The following is a 24,991-nucleotide window of genomic DNA, read 5'->3' as shown; positions in this document are numbered from 1 at the left end:
GACATCGCCGTGACCTGCTTATCCGTATGTACCGGGAATCAGAGCTGGCTTAAGGACAATCACCGGCCCTGCCTCACTCAATATCCGCAGATGGCAACGCACTTGCGGCTGGCCATTTCCCAAAATTTCTACGATGTCGCTGACCGATCTCGATTCTTGCTTTTAGAGTTCAACAATGTTAGATCGGTTCGGTTACCCGTTCCCTTTGCTTATGCTGGTTCTCTTAGAGAACCAACAAAGAGGCCGCCCAATGGCGGCCTCTCTCACTATAAACTCCTCTGTAGATCAAATCCGGTCAAAACTATGAAAATTTCATAAAATCACTATGGTTGAATTGACACATTATGCAGCTGCATAATACCGTTTGGATGTCTCCAAAAGCCCTCGACCTTGCTGCTGACTCCGTTTAAATACTCCTGGTGGTGGATATACAACATCGGGGCCAGCTCAACCAGCTTCTCTTGCGCCTGTTTGTAGATTGCCTTGCGCTGTTCAGGATCGTTCTCCTTACGACCTGCATCCAGCAGTTTATCCAGTTCAGGATTCTTCGTAAAGGTGCGGTTACCCGGCTCCCCTACATTTTTGGAATGGAACAGCTCATACATGCCGTAGTCGGCATCAGCCGTTACCGTAGACCAGCCCAAGATGAACATATCATGCTTGCCTTCTGCTGTCTGGGCCAGATAAGCGCCCCACTCCACCACTTCGATTTTGACATCGACATTCAATTCCTTCAACTTGGACTGTACATACTCGGCAACCTTGATGCGCTCCGGATTATCGTTGGTCCAGATGGTTGTGGAGAAACCTCCCTCGTACCCGGCCTCCTTCAGCAGTTCCTTCGCTTTGTCTATGTTATATTCGATCGGCTTTACGGTGGCATCATAGCCGTTTACGTCCGGTGCCAGCGGACCCACGGCAGGAATTCCCGTACCTTCATAAATACCCGAAATGATCTCATCCTTGTTGATGGCCATGGACAAGGCTTGCCTTACCTTCACATCATTAAACGGCTTCTTATCGTTATTAAATCCGATATAAGACAAGCTCAGCGAGGCTTGACGGTTCAACGACATGCCGTCTGTGCTTTCAACCCGGCTGATGCTGCTTGGCGACACCGGATCTATAATGTGCGCATATCCCGTTTCGATCTCGGCGATTCGCGTCCCTTCTTCACTTACGACCTTGAACGTCACCCGGTCCACCTTCGCTTTATCCCCCCAGTAATCGGCATTTGCGACAAGTTTCACTTCCTGCCCGGGGTTCCAGCTCTCTAACTTGAAGACGCCCGTACCTACTGGATTCTGTGCAAGGTACGTGCCGGCTTTCTCACCTGCCTTCAGCTTGTCATAATCCAGCTTGATGGCCTCTGCACTCACCATGCTGACCGCGGAATGGGCAAGATGCGCAAGCAGCGGCGAGAAGGCATACTCGGTCACGAACTGCACCGTATACTCGTCAATAACCTTGACCTCTTTAATCATGGCGACAAGCGAGGCTCGCGGAGAGGCTACGTCCGGATCCTGCATGCGCTCTATGTTCGCTTTTACGACCTCGGCATTGAATGGGGAGCCGTCCGTATACTTTACGCCCTGTCTCAGCTTGAACTCCCATGTCAGCTCATCGATTGCTTTCCAGCTCTCGGCCAGCCCGGGCTGAATGTTCAGGTCCTTATCATGAATCACCAGCGTGTTATAGATATGTGTTGTCATTACACTCGTTTGCTGGTCCGTCGACATATGAGGGTCCATGGATGGCGGATCAGAAAGCCAGGCAATCACAAGCTCATTCGCACCGGCTTCGGTCGTCCCCTCGGCGGGATCTTTGCTGCCTGTCTCCGGAGCCGGTGTATTGCTGTTATTTGACGGCGTTTCGGGATTACTGCTCTTGCTTGAACTATTGCACGCTGAGAGCACTACGGTAAGTATGACCAAGATACAGACAAGCCACCTTAATCTTCTATTACCTGCCATGTGAAACAAACTCCCCCTTCTCAATCAAAATAGGAAAATATTTTATACACAGTTAACATATATTTTACTATTTGATATTTATACCAGAAGAAGCCAGATTTACTTGCCGTTTCTACGACACCAATTCTGATATCCATACTCTGAGAAAGGATGATTTCACGTGCATAACATGACCGCTGATGCCAGACCACAAGAATCCGGTAATCATGGAACCCGCCTCGTACAATGGAAATCTTTCTACCACCGTCTGAGGAAAAACAAAGCGGCCTTATGGGGGGGTTATTTTCTCCTGCTGATGATTATTGTCGCTGTCATCGGCCCCCTGCTCACCCAGTATGATCCGACCAAAGTAGACTATTCTACGAAACTGCTCAAACCCTCTGCTGCCCATTGGTTCGGTACGGATCACAACGGAAGAGATATATTCACACGAATTATCCACGGCATGCGCCTCACACTCTCGGTCGGTTTTATCTCCGTCATCATCGGAGCTGCTTTTGGTGTCGTACTCGGAATCATATCAGGCTATTACGGCGGCAAATGGGATACTCTCATTATGAGAATTACTGATGTCATGCTGGCATTTCCAGGCATTCTGCTAGCATTGGCGGTTGTAAGCGTTCTTGGAAAAAACCTGTTTAACGTGATCATTGCAGTCAGCATCTTCTCGATTCCCACTTTTGCCAGAGTCGTCCGAGGCTCCACGCTTGCCGTCCGCAAGCTCGAATATATCGATGCCATGCGTTCGCTTGGCGCGAGCGACGGCCGCATCATCTTCGGACATATTCTGCCGAATATTACATCCCCCATCATCGTGCAGGCTACGCTGCGGATTGCGGTTGCCATCCTGACCGCCAGCGGTCTCTCCTTCCTCGGTCTTGGCGCCCAGCCTCCGACACCGGAATGGGGAGCCATGCTGAATGATGGGCGCAACTATATTATGGATCACCCTCATGTCGCCCTGTTCCCCGGCCTATCGATCGTTGTCGTGGTCATCGCATTTAATCTGCTGGGTGACGGCTTGCGAGATGTCCTTGACCCGAAAATGAAAAAATAATGAAGGGAGCTGCCGGGCCATGCTCATCTATTCCATTCGAAGGCTTATTCAGACGATACCTGTCGTCATTGGCGTCACCATTGTTGTCTTTCTGCTGATGCACCTCATCCCGGGGGATGCGGCGCAGGTCATTATTGGGGAAGGGGCACCTAAAGAGCAGGTTGAGAAAATCCGCGAAAATCTGGGATTGAACGAACCGCTGCCACTGCAGTATTGGAACTATGTCAGCGGTTTGCTGCAAGGAGATCTCGGCGATTCAATCCGCAGCAACCGTCCCATCGCCGATGAAATATTCAAAAGCCGGTTCTGGGTCACCGTCGAGCTGGCCATCTACAGTACGATCCTGGCCGTATTTCTTGGCATTCTGGCAGGCATCATCTCCGCCGTTAAAAAAAGCTCGCCTGCCGACATCGGCGTCATGTTCATCGCCCTGTTCGGGCTGTCGATGCCGAACTTCTGGCTGGGGCTCATGTTGATTCAGTATTTTGCCGTAGATTTGGGCTGGTTCCGCCCTTCCGGCTGGGGCACCTGGTCGCAGACGGTCCTTCCCGTGATCACGCTCGGGACAGGCGGCGCTGCGATTATCGCCAGAATGACCCGCTCCAGCATGCTGGAGGTTATCGGTCAGGATTACATCCGCACCGCCCGTGCCAAGGGTGTCCGGGAGCGCATCATTGTCTACCGGCATGCCTTGAAAAATGCCATGATTCCCGTCATTACGGTCATCGGCCTCGAATTTGGAGGCCTGCTCGGCGGGGCGGTGCTGACCGAGTCCGTCTTTGCCGTGAACGGCATGGGACGCTATGTGATCGACTCGATCAGGGCGAGGGATTTCCCCGTTGTGCAGGCCACGGTACTGGTGCTCTCGGTCATGTTCGTGCTTGTCAATCTGCTCGTGGACATATCCTACCGATACTTCAACAAGCGCATCGATTTCGATTGATTGATCTGGTTAGGATTCCAATTGACCCCCTACTCACTGTCTGCCGGACTTGATCTATTTCCAGGTGCTGTGCGGACATAGTATCCGCTGTTTGCTGAGGAATGGCCTGTTTCTGGGGTGCTGCGCAGACGCATGATCTGCTATTTGCTCTGAATCGACCTATTCTCAAGCCCTTGCGGACACACGATCCGTTATTTGCCGAGAATCGACCTATTCTCAAGCCCTTGCGGACACACGATCCGTTAATCTACTCAAAACCACGGATTAATCCCGGAATATCTCGCAATAGCGGATCTGGTGTCCTCGTACTGCTACTAAATGGCTAAAAACCAACAAATAGCGGAACCACGGTCCACAGCTACCCCTAATTGAGACAAACTGAGCTATTGGGAAGACTTTTGCACACCAACATTAGATACCAAATCCTCATTAACCTAACGAAGGAGCCGCATTTACTGAAATTACTTTGTTTCGGGACTTCGGGACATATACTCATGAGTAGCCCAACATCGTACTGTTTCGGGACTTTGGAACATACACCCCTGGTTAGTTGAATTAGTTGTTTTGGAACTTTGGGGCATTTAATCCAACACCGGACACACGATCCGAGGAGCGAGCCTGTTCTTGATTTCCTGCGGACACACGATCCGCTATTTGCTCAGAATCGACCTATTCTCGAGCCCTTGCGGACACACGATCCGTTAATCTACTCAAAACCGTGGATTAATCCCGGAATATTTTGCAATAGCGGATCTGGTGTCCTCGTACTGCTACTAAATGGCTAAAAACCAACAATAGCGGAACCACGGTCCGAAAGCTACCCCTAATTGAGACAATCTGAGCTATTTGGGAGCTTTTTGCACACCTACATTAGATACCAAACCCTCATTAGCCTAATGGAGCACATTTACTGAAATTATTTTGTTTCGGGACTTTGGGACATATGCTCATGAGTAGCCCAACATCGTGCCGCTCCGAGCCAACATCGCAAATACCGTTAGATCAATTAAAAGCGAAGGGAGCTTAGCCCATGATGAAGATGGAACAGCACGCATCAAATCTGCTTACGATCAAGAACCTGCAGACCTCTTTTTTCACCGACCTGGGAGAAGTAAAAGCGGTGGATGATATCAGCCTGAGCGTACGTAAGGGGAAGACACTCGGGATCGTTGGCGAATCCGGCTCAGGCAAAAGCATATTGTCCTTGTCCATCCTGCGGCTGATCCTTCATCCGGGACGAATCGTTGGAGGACAAATCCTATATAACGGAGAGAATCTGCTCGATAAATCGGACCGGCAGATGCGCAAATTAAGGGGCAACCAAATCTCGATGATCTTCCAGGAGCCGATGACCTCGCTCAATCCGGTCTTCACCGTTGGCGATCAGATTGCAGAGGCGTATCAGATTCATGAGAATCTGAGCAAAAAACAAGCCATGGACAAAGCCGTCGACATGTTACGGCTGGTGGGCATTCCCTCCCCGGAAAAAAGAGTGCGCCAGTATCCCTTCCAGCTGTCCGGCGGTATGCGCCAACGTGTCATGATTGCCATGGCGCTGGCCTGCAACCCCGATCTGCTGATCGCAGACGAGCCGACCACGGCGCTTGACGTGACCATCCAGGCTCAAATACTGGAGCTGATGAAGGAACTGCAGCAGAAGCTGCAAATGTCGATTATTTTTATCACACATGATCTGGGCATTGTAGCCGAAACCTGTGATGACGTAGCGGTCATGTACTGCGGAAAAGTAGTGGAATATACCGATGTGCGGACCCTGTTCAAGCACCCGAAGCACCCCTACACCGTCGGCCTGATGAACTCGCTGCCGCGGCATGATGTCGATAAAGAAACGCTTGAGCCGATTAAAGGCTCCGTCCCAAGCCCTTATGATCCGCAGGATGGCTGCCGGTTTGCGCCGCGCTGTCCGCACGCCGCCCAGCTGTGCTATGACAAGCTGCCTGACCTCCAGGCACTGGATGACCATCAGCAGGTAAGGTGCTGGATATACACGGATCAATGGCAGACCGAAAGCGAGGTGAACGTTCTCCCATGAGCAAAGAGCTGTTAACCGTCAAGAATCTCAAGCAGTATTTCCCGATCAAGGGCGGCGTCCTTGGCCGCACCGTCAATGTCGTAAAGGCCGTGGATGACATTTCGTTCTCTGTGCATGAGGGGGAAACCGTCAGTATCGTGGGCGAATCCGGCTGCGGCAAATCCACCACAGGCCGGGCCATCCTAAGGCTGGATGAACCGACCTCCGGCGAGGTGCTGTTCGAAGGGACGGATCTGCTCTCCCTGAATAAAACGCAGATGACCCGAAGGCGCAAAGACTTGCAGATGATTTTTCAAGATCCCTACGCGTCGCTGAATCCCAGAAAAACCGCGCTGCAGGTACTGGAAGAAGCGATGGACATTCAGAATGTCGTGCCGAAGAAGGACCGCCGGTCCCGTTCCATCGAACTTCTGGAGACCGTCGGGCTGGCTTCTTATCAAGCCAATCGTTATCCCCATGAATTCAGCGGCGGGCAGCGACAGCGGATCGGGATCGCCCGTGCCCTGTCCGTGAATCCCAGGCTGATCATCAGCGATGAAGCAGTCTCAGCGCTCGACGTCTCGATCCAGGCACAGGTACTCAATCTGATGAAATCGCTGCAAACCGAGTTCAAGCTCACCTACCTGTTCATCTCCCATGATCTCGGGGTTGTACGCCATATCTCCGACCGGATCATCGTGATGTACCTGGGAAAAATTGTGGAAATCGCGGATAAGCGCGCGCTCTTCCAGCAGCCGCAGCACCCCTACACCCGCGCCCTGCTATCCGCCATCCCGACGCTGGATCCCGAGCGCAAGAAGGAACGAATCATCCTGAAAGGGGATGTTCCATCCCCAATCAATCCGCCTGACGGCTGCCGGTTCCACACTCGCTGCATGTATGCCAGGGACCTATGCAGATCCGAAGCCCCAGCGCTTCGGGAGGTGATTCAGCAGAACGGCGGCCATCAAGCAGCCTGCCACTATATCGAGGAGATTGCCGCCGGTACGCTGGGAATGGCGCAGCCCTGTTCACCACTTCGGACCGAATGACGGAAGTGTACAGGATGCGCGTGGCCCAGGGCATACTTGCAATGGCTTCCGAGACAACCACACGATAAATGCGCCACGAAAAAAGCGAGAGAACCATCATCTCGCTTTTTTTAGCTATTAACCGGCCCCGGAATGAAGCGTAAATACCGAAATTTCCGGCGGATTGCCCAGCCTGATTTTAAAGCGTGTTGTGCCGATGCCCCGGTTCACATATAACCGTGCTTCCCGCTCTGAGCCGGGTATGTCATACATCCCGCTTATATACTTGTCCGCCAGCGAAGTCCTGATCCATGCTCCCAGCACAGGCACATTCACTTGACCGCCATGGCTGTGACCAGACAGAATCAGGTCAATCGGATACCCAAGCAAGCGATCCGCTACGTCAGGCTCATGCACAAGCAGCATATTGAAGTGATCTTCGCTCAGGTCGGATAGTGTACCTTCAGCGTCCGGCCGACCCAGAAGATAATCGTCCAGGCCCGCAACGGTCATCGTCTCTCCGCTGCCGAGCGTTAAGTTTGCCGTATCGTTGACAAGCACGCGGAACCCTGCCTTTTTCATATATTCCTGGTACACGCGGCTCCCCCCGCCACCGCGGTCGTGATTGCCATAAACGGCGAATTTGCCTAGCGGCGCCTCGATCTCGGACAGAATATCCGGTACTTCCTTGATGCTCGCCGGACTTCGCCATACCGAATCAAATAAGTCGCCCGTAAATACGACCAAATCCGGCTTCTCCCGATTCAATCGCTGAACGAGTTGGCGCAGCTGGCGGTTCGAATAGCTTTCGCCAAGATGAGTATCACTGAACTGGGCGATTTTGATCCCATGAAAAGATTGCGACAGGTTCGGCGATTCCACCGTATGATGGGTCACCGTCAGTCGGCTCGGTTCTATTTGCGTAGCATAATAATAAGTCCCGGCAGTCAGCAGGAGCATTCCGATTACAATCCAAACGATGACACGGAGTGGGCGAGGTGATTTGCCCATTCCCGCTGCAGCAGCTTTTGCCTGCACTCCGTCGTGATCCAGCATTCTCATATCAGCCTCTTCCTCTCTTTATCCCAGAACTCGGTGCCCCACATACAGCAGCAGCACCACTAGCAGGAAAAACAGGCTCAGCAGCAGACTCGGCAGTTTATGAATCATGGGTGTCATCCCTTTCTCTCGGTGATGACTACATCTTAGGTCCCCTGTGTTACATCAATGTGACAGCAGCAAAAAAAGCCAATACAACAGCCTCACGGCTGATGCATTGGCTCTAATCGATCCTCCTCACGAACGAACGATTTCAGGATCGCTATGATGATCCATGAACGGCAGGGAAAAATAGAAGGTCACCTCATCTGCGTCAGGACGGACCCCATAGATGGCATGATGCTTCTCCAGAATCGTCCGTACAATCGACAGGCCTAGGCCCGTGCCGCTGTATAACTTGCTGCGCGAGGATTCCATCACATAAAACGGCTCCCATACGTGATCCCAATCGACTGGAGATCTTGCAGACGGTCCTACTGCGTTGGTAATTTCGAAATGAAAAACACCCGCCCTGCGCTCTGCCCTAACCCGGATGGTTTCATCCGCGGTATACTTCATGGCATTTGTCAGCAGATTGTGAAACACCGAGGCCAGCTTGGCCTCGTCGGCCATCACCATGCCGCCCTCTGGCGGCAGCAAATCCTCGAACTGCACGCTTAAACCCTGCTGTTCAAAGGATAAGCGGTACGTATCCAATATCCCGGTTAGCAGCTGACGAATCTCAACAGGAGCATGCGTATACGGCTCGACCTGCAGCTTGGAGAATAACAGGAGACGATCAACCATCTCCGTCATGTCATCGGTTTTTTTTCGTATAATTTCGGTATAGGTTCCGTCGTCAAGTCCATCCTGAATGCCTGTCGCATACGCCTTGATCAAGGCTAACGGTGTCCTCAGCTCATGTGAAATATCGGCAATAAACCTGCGCAGCTCCTCATTCTTCCCCTCAAGTGTCACATGGGCACTCTCCAGCTTGGTACTCATTGAGTTAATCCGCTCGGCCAGCTCCTCCACCTCATCACCAGTGCGAATGTCCGCTTTTGTAAAGGTCAGGTTGGAAATCGATTCGGCGGTTTCATTCAGCTTCGCCAGCGGCTTGACGATTCGCGTCGTAAACAGCACGGACAGCAGGATCAGCACCACCAGGGCCCCGCTCCAAATATACACATTAAACTGATTAACCATCGAGATGGTGTCAGACGTATACGGAATGGACTCTCCAACGGCAACAACATTCCCTTCCATTGGCAAAAAATTGACGAGGAAGTTCGATTTTAATTTGGGTTGGTCGTATATTTTGTTAACCCTTCCGCCTTCCCGCAAGGTATCGATGTTGTCCGTAGTCAGCCAAAAGCGGCTGAGCGTAATCCGCTTCTCATTCAGCCGCGTCTTGAGGCGGTCATTCAACTGATCTTCGCTCTCCGCCAGATCCGCATAAACGATCGTAACCCGGTAGGTCTGCTCCAGCTCCGCTATTTCCTCCAAGAGCCGCTTCTTTTCCATCGACAGCACATGGGAGCTCACTTCCGCGAGCTTCTGCTTCTGTTGGTATAACACGTATTTCGGGAGAAAATACGTATTTAAGGCAAGAGACACGATGAATACGGCGGAGAGCACCAGCGTAATGCGGATGATCAGCTTTTTGCTTAATTTGCTCATAGGCTATCATCCAGACTGTATCCCATCCCGCGGTGGGTCTGAATGCATGACTCGCCGATCTTTTCCCTAAGCCGCCGGATGTGGGTATCCACGGTGCGCTCATCGCCAAAATAATCAAAGCCCCATACGTGATCCAGCAGCATTTTTCTCGACAGAATCCGGCCTTTGTTCGCCAGAAAATATTTCATGAGTTCGAACTCTTTATGCGTAGCCATCACGTCCTGTTCCCCGCGGTAAATCCGCTGCTCCTCCAAATCCACGGTCACGTTCCCGATCACGACCTTGGCGTTCAAATGCAGCAGTTTCTTGGCGCGCAGCAGCAAAATACGAGGATCAAACGGCTTCCGTACATAATCATCCGCACCGGACTGCAAAGCCGCAAACTCATCGTCCGCCTCGCCTTTAGCGGTTAACAGCAGAACTTTCGTATGGCCAAGCTGTTTAATGGTTCTGCATACTTCAATCCCGCTCCGCGTCAGGTACCTCCGCTTTTCTTGTCACCTAGAGGGGGTATTTTATTAGGAAATCTTACACCATTAAGATGAAAAGAAAAAAATGGAGCCTTCCCAAATTGATAAGGAAAACTCCCGCTGTCTTCTCTACTTATTAGGAGGTGCACTCCTGATTATTCAAATATCCATCGTTCCCCGAAACCATTGCCGTATGGTCCAGGGCTCTGGTCATGAATGTTGTTAACTGTTTTGACCCCTCTATACCACGCTACTTTCGAGTTTCCCTCTACTTCATAAGTCACCTTATAAATAATATTATTTCTATTGCTTTCATTCTTAAAAGGTGACAAGTCACTATCTACTTTCTCAATTTCAGTTATCACTCCTTTTTTTTCATTTATTACTCTTGTAATTTCTGCTTTATGTTTGTTATCCAAAACCAACAAAGATGCTATTAAGGTTATTGATACAAAAACAACAAATCCTATTACGATTATTATAAAAACTTTAATTTTTTTATTTATGTTCATCACCTCTTACTAAGCAATTACCACCCATTGCCATTCAACATATTCATCCACTCTTCTGCGTTAGGTGCTCCAACGTAATGAGGATATAATAGAACCTCTTTACCTAAGTTAAATGGAACATCAAATTCAACATAATATTCTTTTTCTAACGAGGCATCAATCGGGATTAACATAACTTGAGCTGAAACTCCAGCACCTCCTCCAACACTCATCTCAATGTACTTAGAATCCGACTTCAGAGATGCTTCACCGACAAAAATAACTCCTCCTGATGCTCCAACATTAGTAGTTTTCGAAGACATCCTATTATTAGTATCAGATGTGACAGATAAACCTGCTGTAACAGCTCCAGAAGCACCTATTTGTCCATTTGGTCCTACTGCAGCATAGATTTTTATAACATTGCCTTTAAGTTCAATGCCTATCTTACCACCTGCAAGCAGCGAAGCTGATGCTTCCCCTTTAATATATGAGCTTACACCTATTGAAACAGTTCCTCTAATTCTATTTGCATAAGCCTCCATGCTCTTCTGGTAATCTTTCCACGTCGAAACTTTATTACAATCCTTACATAATAAGCCTGTACTTTTGCCTGAACGAATTAAATCTATATTATTTTGAGCCACCCACCAGTTATTTTGAGCGTAAGATAATAGCTTAGTAGCTTCCTGAGGATTTTTTGGCATCGTTAATGCAGCGCCAAAACTATCCTTTGTATTTCCACTAGGATCAATATAAATTAAAGGATTATTATGAACATAGGTATATAAATTCTGACTTAGAGGATTGGCTATATCTCCTTTGTAGGGATCCTCATTCAGAAACCGACCTACACTTGGATCATACCACCGGGCTCTTAAATACTGCAATTTAGTAGTGTCATCCCAGTACTCCCCAGAATACCTGAAAGGATTGTGCACTTGCTCTTGCTGCGAAAGAATGTTGCCCCACAGATCATAAGAGTATCTGTTGAGCGTTTGGCCAGATCCATTCTGCAGCTCGGTAATATCTCCGTGTCCGTTAGATAATACATACGCTCTTGAACCATCTGCATAATCAATTGCTTCCAGCTCGTTTCCTCGGATATAGGTTGCTTTATGAATAGGCTGTCCATTCACTATCTCTGCTTCCGCTATGATCTGACTGCCGTCATAATAGTAGCGGCTTCGAACTCCATTCTCGACTCGTTCGACCAAAAGCCCGTCACCGTTATACATATATTGCACGGACTTATCTTCGGTGGTCACCTGGACCAACCGATCTTGAGCGTCAAATGTATTATTCATTGGCGGCGTATCAAGCGATTGTTCCGAACGCAGGGTTAGACGGTTTCCTAGCTTATCATAGGTATATGCCTCGTTAAATACACTGGATTCCTTTATCCGATCTAACGGATCATAAGCAAATGTATCTACAACATCATTTTGAGTACGATTCTGGATGTTATTATTGGCATCATACTCATATTGATAGCGACTGATCAGTTGCTGACCTCGAACTTGTTCCTTCTCGGTCAGCTTTGTACCATTGAACCGATGTTTCGTTGTCACATTGCCATTTGCGGTATATTCATTATGCAAACCGTTGGCGTAGTATGTGTACTTGAATTCCTCAACTCCATTGGATGTGCCCATAGAGGTTAGACGATCCATCGCATCGTATCTAAGAAATCTCTTACCACCAAAAGGACCAATGGCTTCCGTTCGATTACCGTTAGCATCATATGCTATGCGGAGTTCCTGCCCATCTGGATACTGCAGTCGTGTCAAGAAGCCTTGGGCTGGATCATATTCATAACGGGTAACTCCTGTTGGATCGGACATGGAAATACGTTTACCGGCCGCATCATAGGTATACTGAATGGTTTCATCCTGGCTGACTCGCTCAATTAACCGATCTCGGTCATCATACCGATAACTCATGGTATGTCCGCTACGATCGACCTTTCGGACCAGATTACCATTTCCATCATAGTACAACCTTTCTTGTTGACCGGCCTTATCACGGGTAAGTGTGACCCGGTTGAGTTCATCATAGCCCTTATGTGTCTCTCTACCATTTGAATCTATTACGGTAACCAAGTTCCCATTGAGATCGTACTTATACTCCGTCGTATTATTTAGTGCATCCCGCACGTATTTCAGTTGTCCCAAGGAAGTGTAGCCGAATTGAGTGACATTTCCTTTCGCATCCGTTTGCTTCAAAACTTGGCCGCTGATTGGATCCATACTTTGCTGTACGATCAAACGACCCGTTTGATCCTTAACCGTCTGTTCCTCCGACTTTACCATCTGGCCGTAAATATCGTAGTATTCTCGATGCACATTACCTTCTGCATCCCGAGTCGATTGGATCCGATTCGCATCATCATACTGGGTCAGCGTTTGGGTTGCATTAGCAGAAACCGTTATAGTCTGACGCCCCCAACTGTCGTAGTTGGTTTGCGTACGTTGCCCGAGAGCATCTTCGGACCATACCGTTCGGCCATAAGGGTCATAACCGGTTCTGGACTTTGTCTCGACTCCCTTATCGGTGAGAATCCCTTCCTCCAACTTCCATCCGAGTGCATTCCATTGTGTTCTCGTCTTCTGTCCAAGTTCATTTGTTACGGTCACTGTGTTATTGATGTCATCATATTTCGCTACAAGTGTGTGATGGTCTGGGTAGGTGACGCCTATCACGCGGCCAAGCACATCATAGCGGTAAACCGTCGTTTGTTGTCGTGCATCCGTAGATGACGTTATGTTTCCCGTCGTTTGATCATACGTGGACGACACGGAAACTTCTGAAACGTTCCCATCCGCATCTTTAACAGGTATCCTCTGCCGTGTCGGGAAGGAAAATTGGTGGTCAGCAGGATAATCCGTGGTGACGGTACTCCTCTTATCGCCTTGAATTATCGTTTCGGTAGTTACGTTCCCGTAGCTGTCATAACCAAATTGGATATGTCTCACAACTTGCCCGGTTCCATGACCTTGGCGAACAATGAGTTCTGTAATATCACCTTGTGAATTTCGGGTATACGTTGTATGCAGATCTACGCCTGACGCAACACGTTCTATTGATTGCATCAACCAATGACGAGAACTATCATACGTGTTAGTTATCGTTGCCCCCCGTTCGTTCGTAGCCTGCAAGACGTTCCCATAGTCATCATACTGTTTTGTAACCGTTAATGTGTCGTTATTTCGGTTGTTTGTCGTTACCTCGGAGGTTGGCATTGATACGGGATAACTGCGACTGCCAACATTTTTGGAATAACTGTAACTGGTCTTATTTTCAGTCCCTTCCGCACTTGTCGTCAATTGATCCAAATAAAACTGTGGACTTGTATTGTGATCAATATGTCGCTTGTTCTTCCGTATTCCCCTCCCGCATCAAAAACTCGACCCGATCTTCGATATGACTGAGCAGTTCCTCCCGAATCTCTATATGCATTTGTCTTGTGCGAACTTGTTTGCACACACGGTCCAAAAATTGCCGAACAATCTGATACTCCTCCATTTGCCGCATGTGGTTCCTCCTTGACAGAATATAATTCAGCATTAGCTTCCAGAAGTTTAATGACATCACGCCATAATAATCTTGCATATATAGGCAGGTTACATTAGCTAAATGATGAATATTTTTACAATAGTTAATTAAAAAAAAGATAACTCTCCCTAAACTTCGAAAAGAGTTATCTAATCATGATGGGTTAAAACAGTAGAAGTTGTACGATAAACCTGTTCGATATAACATAAGTTTTGCTACATCAGCATTGCAATTACGCCGCCTTCACAGAAGGCGCATCCCCCGCTTCGCTTGGAATCATGTTCTTCCGTCTGTAGATGGAGAGAAGCATACCGACCGCAGCGAGGTCCAGGATGTTGTTTGTGCCGCCATAAGAGATGAATGGAAAATCCAGACTCACAACCGGTACCACGCCAAGTCCCATAATGATCGGCATGAGCAGGCGCAGGCCCAACACGACAATGACACCGGTCACGATATTTTTCCCGTAGGAATCGTGAAGTACATTGGATATGCTCCACATTCTGGCGAGGAACAAAAGAACGACCATCCCGACCACAATGCCAAACATCCAGCCGAAGCAATAGATCAGATAGGGATATATGGAGTCGCTATAAACGTACGGGATCCCCGGATTCGGCGTTGCAAAACCTTGACCAAACCAGCCGGCAGAAGAAACGGCATCGGCGATGGTCCGCATGAAGTAGTCCCCGGCTCCTTCTCGATCTGCAACCCCCTCCAGTCTCCACATGAGATAATTCCTTTTTGTAAACAGGACAACCGCCAATCCAGCAAACGGCAGCAGGGTCAATACTGCAAATTGTTTACTATTCTTTTTGGTAGTCCAAGTCAGTACCAGGAACGCCAGCAAGTAGATGAACATATACACCATGGATCCACTCAGACTGTACAGCACGATAGGCAGCACACCCCGATACAGGATGTGAAATACCCCCTCCCATGGTCCCCATTGGCTAGCAGGCTTCATGCCTGCCGCAGCAAATAGGAGAAGGAAGACGGAAACCGTTCCCAGCATGGGAATCACAATAGGCCCGAAGTGAAGATATAGGTTTGCCCCATTCACATTTGAGCCGAAAAATTCCGTCATCGCCATGAGGCACAGCGTGATGAAAAATAAAAACCCTGAATATTTTTTAAGCTTTCTGTAATCCAGGAAATAGAGGGCGATGAGAAGGATGAATCCTATACTCAGAAACACGGCTTTTCTTGCGAATATATCTGTGACGTGTTCCGTACCGGCATAGTCCACGCTCAGCGCGCCGAACAGTCCAATAATCGAGAGCAGGGCCAGCAGGACCAGCAGCTTCCAATCCATCTGAGGCCGATGGGCCAGATGCAGGCTCTTGCCGATATCCTCCGGGACCCCCATCTGTTTTACCGCATCCTCCACCGCAGGCCCTTCGGCATTCCCCTCCAGCATCAGCAGCTCCGTACGCTCCTCAATATGCCCGAGCAGCTCTTCGCGGATTTCCGGATGCATGGCTCTGGCACGCACCTGCCTGCACACGCGGCCCAGAAAATCTTGCACCACCTTGTATTCTTCGATCGGTCGCATGCTAACCGCCCTCCCCGATCACGGTGTCCACCGCCGTGCGGAACCTGACCCATTCCTTGGTCTTCTCACGGAGCTGGTCCTTCCCAAGCTCGGTAAGCCGGTAATATTTACGCTTTCGGCCATCATGCTGACTCCAAGAGGATTCAAGCCACCCTTCCGCTTCAAGCGTGTGCAGAATCGGATATAACGTGCCTTCCTTCATCAGGAATACCCCGTCCGAGCTTTGCTCGATCTCCTTGATCAGCTCATAACCGTACATTTCCCGCTTGTTCAGCACGGTAAGCAATAAAATGACGGTGCTGCCCTTAAGCAGCTCTTTGTTAATGCTCATTCTCTTATCACTCCAATACCTAGATAATCTATGTATCGTAAATCTATGTATACGAGTATAAAATAAGCTTCCCCATATTGCAACGGTAACTTCTCAAGTAATTAGATGCTCCATGTCCTTGCCGATCACAAATGATTCGTGCCTGCGCATCTGTGCCCTACGCTAAAATAGAATCACAGCAGCTCCAGTAAAGCCTCTCCTTCCGCACGCTGTATGACTCCACAGCGAATAGCCCGGAAGCTTCAGCTGTCCGGCTATTCCAACAGTTTTCAATTATTCAAACAGCTATTCCATCGATTAATTAAACAGCTCTTCATTTCTTCCTATCCAAACGGCCACGGAACCTCAATAGGCCGTAGTTTCGAGTATGGGAAACGACGATTTGGCCTTCTTCGCTCTTCGTAAAACCGTAAAGATCCGCTACGCAGGAATCCGCACGCTTTTTGTGTACCTTCCTTATCGGGACCGCACCACATTTGTTACATGCTGGGCAAAATCCTCCGTATGACGTCGCAGCTCTTCATCCGTCAGCTGCATGGCATTATGGACGGTAAATACCGGCAAGTACGCCGCGCCTACCAGACTGGCCGTCACTTCATACGGCCGTGTCAGCTCCTCCACCGTATAACGGTTGTATCCCCCGCTGCTGTACGCCTCAGCGGCTCCGCCGGTCGTAACGGCCATGCCCCACTCTTTCCCCCGAAGCTTGTCGCCGCCCGGACCATACGCCCATCCGAAAGTCAGCACCTGGTCGAACCAATGCTTCAGAAGGGGCGGTGAGCTGTACCACCAGAAGGGAAATTGAAACACGATTCGGTCATGCCGAAGCAGCAATTGCTGCTCTGCCGCGATATCGATGCATCCATCCGGATACTGTTGATACAGGTCATGCACCGTCACATTTTCCATAGATCTCACCGTCTCGGTTAGTTCCCGATTGATCCGTGATCCCGTTTGCAGACTCGGATGCGCAACGATTACCAGTGTTCTCATGTAGGATCCCCACCCTTTTCTAGGTCTAGTGTTATGTATACAAAAGGTATCAATCCCGACCGACGCCCGAATATGAGAAATGTCACAGGTAGCGTTATCCGTCTGTGATACTGTAGCAAGGAACATTGCGGGCGAAAATAAAGTACGCCAAGGGAGGAGAATGAGAACGTGGCCCTTGTTATTCAAAATGTCAAACTGGCTCATCGCATCCATCGACTAACCGTTCAAGGCAGCTATTCGGCACGAATGGGACAGTTCTTCATGCTTCGATGCTGGGATACGTATCCCGTATTGTCACGCCCGATCAGCGTTCATAACCTGACGGAGGACTCCGTTTCCTTCTTGTATCGCGTGCATGGAACAGGCACATGGCTGCTATCGGCGCTTCAAGCGGGTGACAAGATTCAACTGGAGGGGCCTTTCGGGCAAGGATTTCCTGAGCCCCAAGGCCGGACGGCACTGGTAGGAGGCGGCATTGGCGTTGCCCCACTGCTGCTGGCAGCTAAGGAAATACCTGATGCCAGCGTATATCTGGGATACACCAGCGTCCCTTTCGGAGTCACCGGATTCCACGAGATCAGCCGCAATGTCACCGTCAAATCCGGAGGCACCATTGTTGATGCAGTGGACCCAAGCCGCTATGACAAGATATTCGCATGCGGACCGGTTGCCATGCTGCAAGCTCTGGCCAAAAAAGTGGAGGGCACCCACGCCGAGCTTCACGTCTCCATCGAGAAGCGAATGGGCTGCGGCATCGGGGCATGCAACAGCTGCACGTTAACCTCCGCTGGCGCAAGCCGCAAAGTATGCACCGATGGTCCTGTCTTCCCGGCGAAGGAGGTGAATTGGAATGATCTCCATCGATTGTGAACTGGCAGGCGTGCCGCTGTCGAATCCGATACTGGCGGCATCAGGCACCTTCGGATTTGGCAAACCGTATGCGGATCTGTATCCGCTTCGCAAGCTCGGAGGCATCGTTTCCAAGGGACTGACCTTGAATCCTCGCCCCGGCAATACAGGTACGCGGCTCTATGAAACGCCATCCGGCATCATGAACAGCATTGGCCTTGAGAATCCGGGGATCCGGGCTTTTCTGGATTCGGAATTATCCGAAATGGCCTCGCATGGGACCGCGGTCATCGTCAATCTTGGCGGCGGTACCTTACGTGAATATACGGAGGGCGCCGAGCTGCTTACGGAAGCCAGCCTCAAGCTACAGGCAGCAGGCAAGCGTGCCATCGATATGATCGAGCTTAACATCTCCTGCCCCAACATCAAGGAAGGCGGACTTGCCTTCGGCGTTGAGAACGAACAGGCACAAGAGGTGGTCCGGGCTGTCCGCAGAGCTACTGCGCTGCCTCTGCTCGTCAAGCTCTCTCCCGGAGCACGGGATTTGAAGGAAATGGCACGAATGTGCGAAGCCGAAGGCGCTGACGGGCTTTCCCTTATCAATACGATTCAAGCGATGGCGATTGATATCCGGGAACGGCGAAGCGTATTTGACAGGGCTTATGCCGGATTATCGGGGCCGGCGATTAAACCGATTGCACTTCGCATGGTTCATCAGGTAGCCCGATCCGTATCCATCCCCCTCGTTGGGATCGGCGGAATCAGCTGTGCCGAGGACATCCTCGAATTCATCATGGCAGGTGCGGCAGCCGTGCAGATCGGCACCTTCAACTTCATCAACCTGCGAGCCGGCGATACCCTGGCTGAAGAGCTGATTCAGCTGATGGATCGTGAAGGGATCCCTTCGCTGGATGATATTCGAGGCATCATCTAGTCTAATAGCCCTCATCTGGAGTCATTCAAGTGGTCCCACACCCGGAGCATCATTGCTATTTGTGATTTTTTTCACCGATAACTATTCTTTTTAAGAATAAAATGAACTCAAGAACAACAATTGTGAAGTAATTCACAAAATTATAGGAGGAAACCAGAATGAAAAGGACACTCTCTCTATCCCTCTCCATTATGTTAATGTTTGCGCTGCTCGTTGGCTGCGGGGGCAACGGAGACCAAGAGCCTGCCACCACGGACAAACCGGCAGAGAGCCAAAACACGGATAATGGCGGAACTACGGAGCAACCGGCACAAGAAGGAACAGCCCTGCAAGACGGCTTGTATTACGCTGAAGGCGAGTTTGCCGAAGATTCCGGCTGGAAGGAGCTCGTAGCCATTCAAGTCGAAGACGGAAAAATCGTCAGCGCCAACTGGAACGGACTTCACAAGGACGGCGGCTTGGACAAAAAGACTTTTTCCGAGAAGGGTTTCTATGGCATGAAGGAAAAAGGCGGCGCTCAAGCGGAATGGCATGAGCAGGCAGCCAAAATGGAGGAATACCTCGTGGCTCAGCAGTCTGTCGATGGCTTGACCTTGAACGATGAAGGCCGCACGGATGCCGTTTCCGGGGTATCCATCCACGTCAACGGATTTACCGAACTGGCAGCAAAAGCCCTCGCGGCAGGACCTGTCGAAGCAGGACCATACAAAGACGGCAGCTACCATGCGGAAGCGGCTGACTTCGATGCCAACTCCGGCTGGAAGGAAACCGTTGACGTAACTGTCATCAATGGCAAGATCGCAGCCGTTAGCTGGAATGGTATTCACAAAGACGGCGGTACCGACAAAGTGACCCGTTCCAAATCCGGGGAGTACGGCATGAAGAAAGGCGGCGCTCAGTCTGAATGGCATGAGCAGGCTTATCAAGCCGAGCAGTACTTGATCGAAAAACAAGATCCGCAAGCAATCGTTACGGCCGAAGACGGCAAAACCGATGCCATTTCCGGTGTATCCATCCACGTCAACGGATTCGTAGAACTGGCAGCCAAAGCACTCGAAGGCGCTTAATAAGCAGCAAGAGCGATAGAAACAAGACAACTATTCCTTGAGGGGAGATTCGCATGAAACAGATTATCGTGCTGGGCGGCGGATATGGCGGCATACTCACGGCTAAGAAGCTGGCTAAACGACTGCGTAAACAGAAGGATTTGCGGATAACACTCATCGACCGCAAGCCGTATCATACACTGCTGACCGAACTGCATGAAGTAGCCGCTAACCGGGTAGAGGAAGATTCCATTAAGGTGGATCTCAAAAAAGTGTTTGCCGGATTCCGTAACGTGGATGTCGTGCTTGATGAGATCGGCGATATCGATTTTGACAACCAGAGACTCCGCGGTGAGAAACAAACCTATAACTACGACTATCTCGTCATCGGAACAGGCAGCAAGCCGACCTTCTTCGGCATACCGGGCGCGGATCAACACGCCTTTACCCTGTGGTCCTATGATGATGCGGTTCGCTTGAAGGAACACACCCTGAACATGTTCCGCAAAGCGGTACTTGAGCGCGACCCGCAGGTTCGCAAAGAAATGCTGACCTTCGTTGTGGTCGGCGGCGGGTTTACCGGCGTTGAGATGATCGGTGAGCTGGCTGAGTTTACTAAAGAACTCTGCAAGGAGTTCCATGTCGAGCCAAGCGAGGTAACTCTTCATGTTGCCGATATGGTCGACAAGATCCTCCCGATCCTGCCCGAGCCGCTAATACGCAAAGCCGAAAAACGGCTGCGCAAAATGGACGTCAACATCATTACAGGCTCCAAGATTACAGAGGTTAAGGCGGACGGCGTTACCGTCGGCGGCAGCGACATTAAATCCCGTACGGTGATCTGGACCGCAGGAGTCGAAGGCTCGGACGTGGTTGGCAGCATGGATGTTGAGCAAAAAGGCCGCAAGCGGATTTTGACCAACGACAAGCTGCAAATCCCTGCCCATCCTAACGTGTACGTTGTAGGCGACAATATATTCTACATTCCTGAGGGTGCAGCTGCACCTGTCCCGCAGATGGTAGAAAACGCGGAGCTGGCAGCCCCGGTCATCGCATTTAACATCGTGGCCGAGCTGTTGAACAAACCGATGAAGTCCTACAAACCGACGTTCCACGGCACGATGGTCTGTATCGGCAGCCGTTACGGGGTAGCCAATGTGGGGGTTCCAGGCCACATGTTCAAGCTCAGCGGCTTCCTGGCTATGGCAGTCAAACATCTGATCAACATGGTGTATTTGTTCCAGGTGTGCGGCTTCAACAAGGTATACCATTACCTGCTGCATGAGTTCTTCCATGTCCGGAACAACCGCAGCTTCCTGGGGGGACATTTTGCGAAACGTTCGCCGAATTTCTGGCTCGTTCCGCTGCGGATTTTTGCCGGATGGATGTGGCTCTCCCAAGGCTGGGATAAGATTCACAAAATTATCGACGATCCGGATAAAGTGTTTCTGATTCCGGCCAAAGCAGCCGACGGCGTAAGCGCAGCCTCTGCTGCAGGCGCTGACGCCGCCGGAGCCGGAGCGGCAGATGCGGTGTCCGCCGCCTCCGCTTACACGGCTGAAGCGGTCTCGGCACTGCCGGTGCCGGATTTCATAAAATCGATGGTGGACTGGTCGATGGACCTCATGTTCTATACCGGCGACGGCGGTTATACTTCGCTTGCTTATGTGTTTCAGACCTCGATGGTACTGGCTGAGCTGATCGTTGGCATCCTGCTGATTGTCGGTTTGTTCACGGCTCCTGCAGCCATAGCCAGTGTTGCTATGGGCGCCATGGTCTGGGTATCGGGCATGGCACCTAACGAAATGCTGTGGTACCTCGCAGCAGGGATCGCCTTGATCGGCGGATCGGGCAGCACGCTGGGTCTGGACTATTACGTGTACCCTTGGCTCAAAAAGGTATGGAAACGAATACCGCTGGTAAGGCGATGGTACGTGTACACGGACTAATCCCTTTCACTGTTATGAGAATAACCGTCACCATGCACGGCTGATTCATCTCATAAGCCGCTTCTGCGTCGATATTTGGAACCCCATGATCAGACCTCAGAGCCGCGCATGTGTCCAGAGCGTAAGTTGCGTTCCCTTGTCGTTGCGATGCCGCCGCGGATTCTGCCCTGGTCCCCGGCGGTTACGGACGATTAACATGAACGTCCTGCGCTCTCTAATCAACACGAGCCTTCCGGAAGGAGTCAATCAACGATGGATATGAAGCTTTTACAAGATACAATCGACATGCTTCGGTCGCATATCGATTCCGGAACGGATATCGATTGGACAGATATGGATAACAGGCCGGTGAGGGACATTGCCGATATGCTTGACGCTTATGAACTGGCCCATTCCCGCAAAATGACGGTACTGGCATGCTGCATCCTGATTCAATCCGCGCTCAGCAAGCACGGCAAGCTGCAAACACAGGATAACGAGAGATTGACGAGGATGCTGCTCGACGGCGATTATTTGACCGGACTCATGTACCGGATTGCCGTCAAACGGAAGGAGTGGAAGCTGCTGTCCCGGCTCCTGCCTTTTCACAAACGCATGCAGCTGACCCTGCTGAAGAAGAATGCATCACCTGAAGTCCTGCTGAGCGAGCTGAAACGTGAAATCCGCAGCTACCTGGAACAACGGAGCGCATAAGGAGCCCTTAAGGGAAAAAGGAGCGATTATTCAGATGAATATTCATAAACAAATAGGAGTGGATCTCGCTTCCTTCGACCGCCTGCTCCGGGAGGTGGTCATTTCAGACCGTGACCTCTCCCCTCCATCCGTTGTGCTGGAGAGCGTCGTGAATCTCATCAACTCCGGTGGCAAGCGGCTGCGGCCGCTGATGGTCATGCTCGGCAGCCGTTTCGGGGTAAGCGGGCATGAGTCCGCCGTCATGAAAACCGCCGTGCTGCTTGAATATCTACACATGGCTTCACTGGTGCATGATGACATCATCGATCAATCCGATATGCGGCGCGGCATGCCAACCCTGCATGAAACAACGGATGTTCAGACGGCCGTGCACATTGGCAACTACATGATCGCCCGTGCGATCGAGTGGGCTGCTGGCCATCCGGGCGAGGAATCAGACGGGGCCAGCGAAGCTGTCTCCGAGGAGGATGCTTACCGTTTGGCAGAGCTTGCCGCTCTCGTGACGGAGCTCTGTATGGGGGAGTACGACCAGCTGCATCACCGCTTTAACTATGATCTGACGATGGAGCAGTACTTGGAGAAGACACGCTGCAAAACCGCCCTGCTCATGGCTCACTGCCTGAAAGCGGGCGCTGAGGCGGCCAAAGCAGATGCCAGAACCGCTGAATTGCTCTTTCAATTCGGCGAAGCGCTGGGGATGGCGTTTCAGATCCGGGATGACCTGCTCGATTTCACGCAGTCCAAGGAGACCATCGGCAAACCCGCAGGCGCCGATCTGCGTAACGGCAACATTACGCTGCCCGTGATCTATGCCCTGAACGAACCTGCCCTTGCAGCGAAGATCAGGCAGCTCGGCCCAGGCTCAGCGGATGCTGACATGGATGAAGTGATACTCCGCATCGCGGGAAGCAGCGCAACCGAGCAGAGCGAAGAACTTGCACGCTCCTACGCGGAGCAAGCTCAGCTCATGATCGGTGAATTGGCCGATCATCCGGCCCGGTGTGATTTACAGGCTTTGCTCCATTATTTTCTGCCCTAAAGACATGAACTCATATATTCCAACTTGAACAGGGATCGTCCAATACGGGCGCATCCCTGTTCGGTATGAAAGGATGTTCAAGCACATGAATCACAAACAAATATGGAGGTGGAGAGCAGCGCTGATCACCTTCCTGATCCTGCTTGTCGCCGGAGGTTTCATGCTGTTCAAGTCCTCTCCCCTTGCCGATGGGGCTGCAGGCGACACACAGGTGAAATCCATTGCTGTTTTTGCTCTTAAGGGCTGCGGCAGCTGTTCCATAGCACTGGATGCCATGGAACAGCTGGAAGCAGAAACCCCTGCCTACCGCTTCCAGTACTTCAGCATTTCGGAGGATACGGAAGCCGTTAACCGGTACGGGATCATCCAGCATCCCACCATCCTGTTTCTGAACGCTCAGGACGAGGAAGTCGGCAGATTGACGGCAGATATTTCGAGCGAACGGATTATGCGCGAGCTGGAGACCCTCGCCGAAGACCCGGAGCGCGTGAGCCCGGCTCAAAGCACGATTATATCCGCCGTTCCCAGCACCATGCCCAGCGTAACTCTCCATGCCTATGACCCGCACAGCGGTTTATTCACGCCCGTGTCCCAGTATGTTCAGGCGGATACCGCTGTCCGTTATGCCAAGGTCAGTGCCATGACGATGCTGACCCAGCTTGGGGATCTGCTTCCACCTGAACTTGAGAGCGCCATTCCAGCAGGCGTAACCTTCGTGGAGATCCGAACCGAGAATGGGACAACCGTGGTTGAATTATCCACCTCCTTCCGTGATTTTGCCGCCTCGGAGGAAGGACAACGGGCAGAGCAGGCTATCGCTTTGACACTGCATACGTTCGAAGGTGTACATGGCGTTCAAGTGGTAAGCGGTTCGTATCGGGGGAGCGTGCTGCAGGCGGAGGATCTGGTCGGCCGATCGGACGGAAAAAGCGACTATCTGCTGAACCCGGCTTCGCCCCTTCCCCATATAACCAGTGTAAAGGAATACAATACGGCGATTCTTCACGCCAGCCACTTAGCCTTTATGCCCTGCTTCTGCGGGTGCGGTGATGCCGGCCACAGCAGCAATCTCAATTGCTATTATGCCAGGGGAGACGATGGCCGGCTCACGCCAACCACCCACGCAAAATTCTGCCAAACCTGCCTCGACATCACGAATATGTATCTGGACGGCAGGCAGCAGGGCCTTGACCTGAAGGACATCCGGCAGTCCGTTGATCAGGCCTATCAGGGGATCGAACCGACGGACACCCCTTTGCCGTTAGATTAATAGGGAGCACAGGGCTGCAAGATGATCTCACCAAAATAATCGTTCAGTCTTCCAATTCATAC

20 protein-coding genes and 2 pseudogenes are annotated in these 24,991 nt (G+C 50.9%); 11 read left to right on the top strand and 11 right to left on the bottom strand.

Features of this window, described 5'->3' with window-relative positions; genetic code table 11:
* Positions 1–18 precede the first annotated feature (18 nt).
* A pseudogene (locus M2277_RS09875) lies at positions 19–147 on the bottom strand (ArsR family transcriptional regulator); the annotation flags it as partial.
* A gap of 176 nt (positions 148–323) precedes the next feature.
* On the bottom strand, positions 324–1,973 hold the full coding sequence (locus M2277_RS09870; RefSeq protein ID WP_036644067.1) for a glutathione ABC transporter substrate-binding protein: 1,650 nt from the start codon (positions 1,971–1,973) through the stop codon (positions 324–326).
* A gap of 160 nt (positions 1,974–2,133) precedes the next feature.
* Between M2277_RS09870 and nikC the strand changes: the two genes are divergently transcribed.
* The 4 genes from nikC (at position 2,134) to M2277_RS09850 (ending at position 7,057) form a co-directional block, all read left to right on the top strand.
* Entirely contained in the window at positions 2,134–3,030 is an 897-nt protein-coding gene (nikC, locus tag M2277_RS09865; RefSeq protein WP_036644070.1) for a nickel transporter permease, read from the top strand.
* A gap of 19 nt (positions 3,031–3,049) precedes the next feature.
* Positions 3,050–3,973, top strand: a complete 924-nt coding sequence (locus M2277_RS09860; RefSeq protein WP_076151253.1) for an ABC transporter permease — start codon at positions 3,050–3,052, stop codon at positions 3,971–3,973.
* Between the two features lie 1,039 nt (positions 3,974–5,012).
* On the top strand, positions 5,013–6,026 hold the full coding sequence (locus M2277_RS09855; protein WP_036644147.1) for an ABC transporter ATP-binding protein: 1,014 nt from the start codon (positions 5,013–5,015) through the stop codon (positions 6,024–6,026).
* Entirely contained in the window at positions 6,023–7,057 is a 1,035-nt protein-coding gene (locus M2277_RS09850; protein WP_148248383.1) for an ABC transporter ATP-binding protein, read from the top strand. The genes M2277_RS09855 and M2277_RS09850 overlap by 4 nt, the downstream gene beginning before the upstream one ends.
* Before the next feature lie 117 nt (positions 7,058–7,174).
* On the opposite strand, the gene M2277_RS09845 is transcribed toward M2277_RS09850, so the two are convergent.
* The 9 genes and pseudogenes from M2277_RS09845 to M2277_RS09805 form a co-directional block, all read right to left on the bottom strand.
* Positions 7,175–8,098 carry a metallophosphoesterase gene (locus tag M2277_RS09845; protein ID WP_234972769.1) on the bottom strand — a complete coding sequence of 308 codons (924 nt, stop codon included), beginning with the start codon at positions 8,096–8,098 and terminating at the stop codon, positions 7,175–7,177.
* A gap of 234 nt (positions 8,099–8,332) precedes the next feature.
* Positions 8,333–9,754, bottom strand: coding sequence for a sensor histidine kinase (locus M2277_RS09840; protein WP_280754672.1), 1,422 nt, complete (start codon positions 9,752–9,754; stop codon positions 8,333–8,335).
* Positions 9,751–10,224: pseudogene (locus M2277_RS09835) on the bottom strand (response regulator transcription factor); the annotation flags it as partial. The pseudogene M2277_RS09835 and the gene M2277_RS09840, both read right to left, overlap by 4 nt.
* Positions 10,225–10,379: 155 nt before the next feature.
* Positions 10,380–10,736: a hypothetical protein gene (locus tag M2277_RS09830; RefSeq protein WP_280754671.1), complete on the bottom strand. Its 357-nt coding sequence runs from the start codon at positions 10,734–10,736 to the stop codon at positions 10,380–10,382.
* Between the two features lie 17 nt (positions 10,737–10,753).
* Positions 10,754–14,050 carry an RHS repeat-associated core domain-containing protein gene (locus M2277_RS09825; RefSeq protein ID WP_280754670.1) on the bottom strand — a complete coding sequence of 1,099 codons (3,297 nt, stop codon included), beginning with the start codon at positions 14,048–14,050 and terminating at the stop codon, positions 10,754–10,756.
* A gap of 25 nt (positions 14,051–14,075) precedes the next feature.
* A complete protein-coding gene (locus M2277_RS09820) occupies positions 14,076–14,249 on the bottom strand; it encodes a permease prefix domain 1-containing protein (protein WP_280754669.1) in 174 nt (57 codons plus the stop codon).
* Positions 14,250–14,502: 253 nt separating this feature from the next.
* On the bottom strand, positions 14,503–15,825 hold the full coding sequence (locus M2277_RS09815) for an FtsW/RodA/SpoVE family cell cycle protein (protein WP_006207778.1): 1,323 nt from the start codon (positions 15,823–15,825) through the stop codon (positions 14,503–14,505).
* Between the two features lies 1 nt (position 15,826).
* Positions 15,827–16,156, bottom strand: coding sequence for a PadR family transcriptional regulator (locus M2277_RS09810; protein WP_006207777.1), 330 nt, complete (start codon positions 16,154–16,156; stop codon positions 15,827–15,829).
* A gap of 456 nt (positions 16,157–16,612) precedes the next feature.
* Positions 16,613–17,149, bottom strand: a complete 537-nt coding sequence (locus tag M2277_RS09805; RefSeq protein WP_006207776.1) for an NAD(P)H-dependent oxidoreductase — start codon at positions 17,147–17,149, stop codon at positions 16,613–16,615.
* A 168-nt stretch (positions 17,150–17,317) separates the two neighbouring features.
* Between M2277_RS09805 and M2277_RS09800 the strand changes: the two genes are divergently transcribed.
* From M2277_RS09800 to M2277_RS09770, 7 genes are all read left to right on the top strand, one after another.
* Positions 17,318–18,019 carry a dihydroorotate dehydrogenase electron transfer subunit gene (locus M2277_RS09800; RefSeq protein WP_006207775.1) on the top strand — a complete coding sequence of 234 codons (702 nt, stop codon included), beginning with the start codon at positions 17,318–17,320 and terminating at the stop codon, positions 18,017–18,019.
* Complete coding sequence (locus tag M2277_RS09795) at positions 18,000–18,932, top strand: dihydroorotate dehydrogenase (RefSeq protein WP_006207774.1); 933 nt, start codon at positions 18,000–18,002, stop codon at positions 18,930–18,932. The genes M2277_RS09800 and M2277_RS09795 overlap by 20 nt, the downstream gene beginning before the upstream one ends.
* Positions 18,933–19,090: 158 nt before the next feature.
* Positions 19,091–19,999, top strand: coding sequence for an FMN-binding protein (locus M2277_RS09790; RefSeq protein WP_006207773.1), 909 nt, complete (start codon positions 19,091–19,093; stop codon positions 19,997–19,999).
* Between the two features lie 53 nt (positions 20,000–20,052).
* On the top strand, positions 20,053–21,927 hold the full coding sequence (locus tag M2277_RS09785; RefSeq protein WP_280754668.1) for an FAD-dependent oxidoreductase: 1,875 nt from the start codon (positions 20,053–20,055) through the stop codon (positions 21,925–21,927).
* A gap of 252 nt (positions 21,928–22,179) precedes the next feature.
* Entirely contained in the window at positions 22,180–22,620 is a 441-nt protein-coding gene (locus M2277_RS09780) for a hypothetical protein (RefSeq protein WP_006207770.1), read from the top strand.
* 34 nt (positions 22,621–22,654) lie between these two features.
* On the top strand, positions 22,655–23,659 hold the full coding sequence (locus M2277_RS09775; RefSeq protein ID WP_006207769.1) for a polyprenyl synthetase family protein: 1,005 nt from the start codon (positions 22,655–22,657) through the stop codon (positions 23,657–23,659).
* A gap of 85 nt (positions 23,660–23,744) precedes the next feature.
* Positions 23,745–24,929: a PCYCGC motif-containing (lipo)protein gene (locus M2277_RS09770; RefSeq protein WP_006207767.1), complete on the top strand. Its 1,185-nt coding sequence runs from the start codon at positions 23,745–23,747 to the stop codon at positions 24,927–24,929.
* Positions 24,930–24,991 lie beyond the last annotated feature (62 nt).

The organism is Paenibacillus sp. LBL (assembly GCF_029893715.1).
In the GTDB taxonomy this organism is placed as follows: domain Bacteria; phylum Bacillota; class Bacilli; order Paenibacillales; family Paenibacillaceae; genus Paenibacillus_AQ; species Paenibacillus_AQ glucanolyticus.
This window is presented reverse-complemented; position numbering and strand designations above follow the sequence as displayed.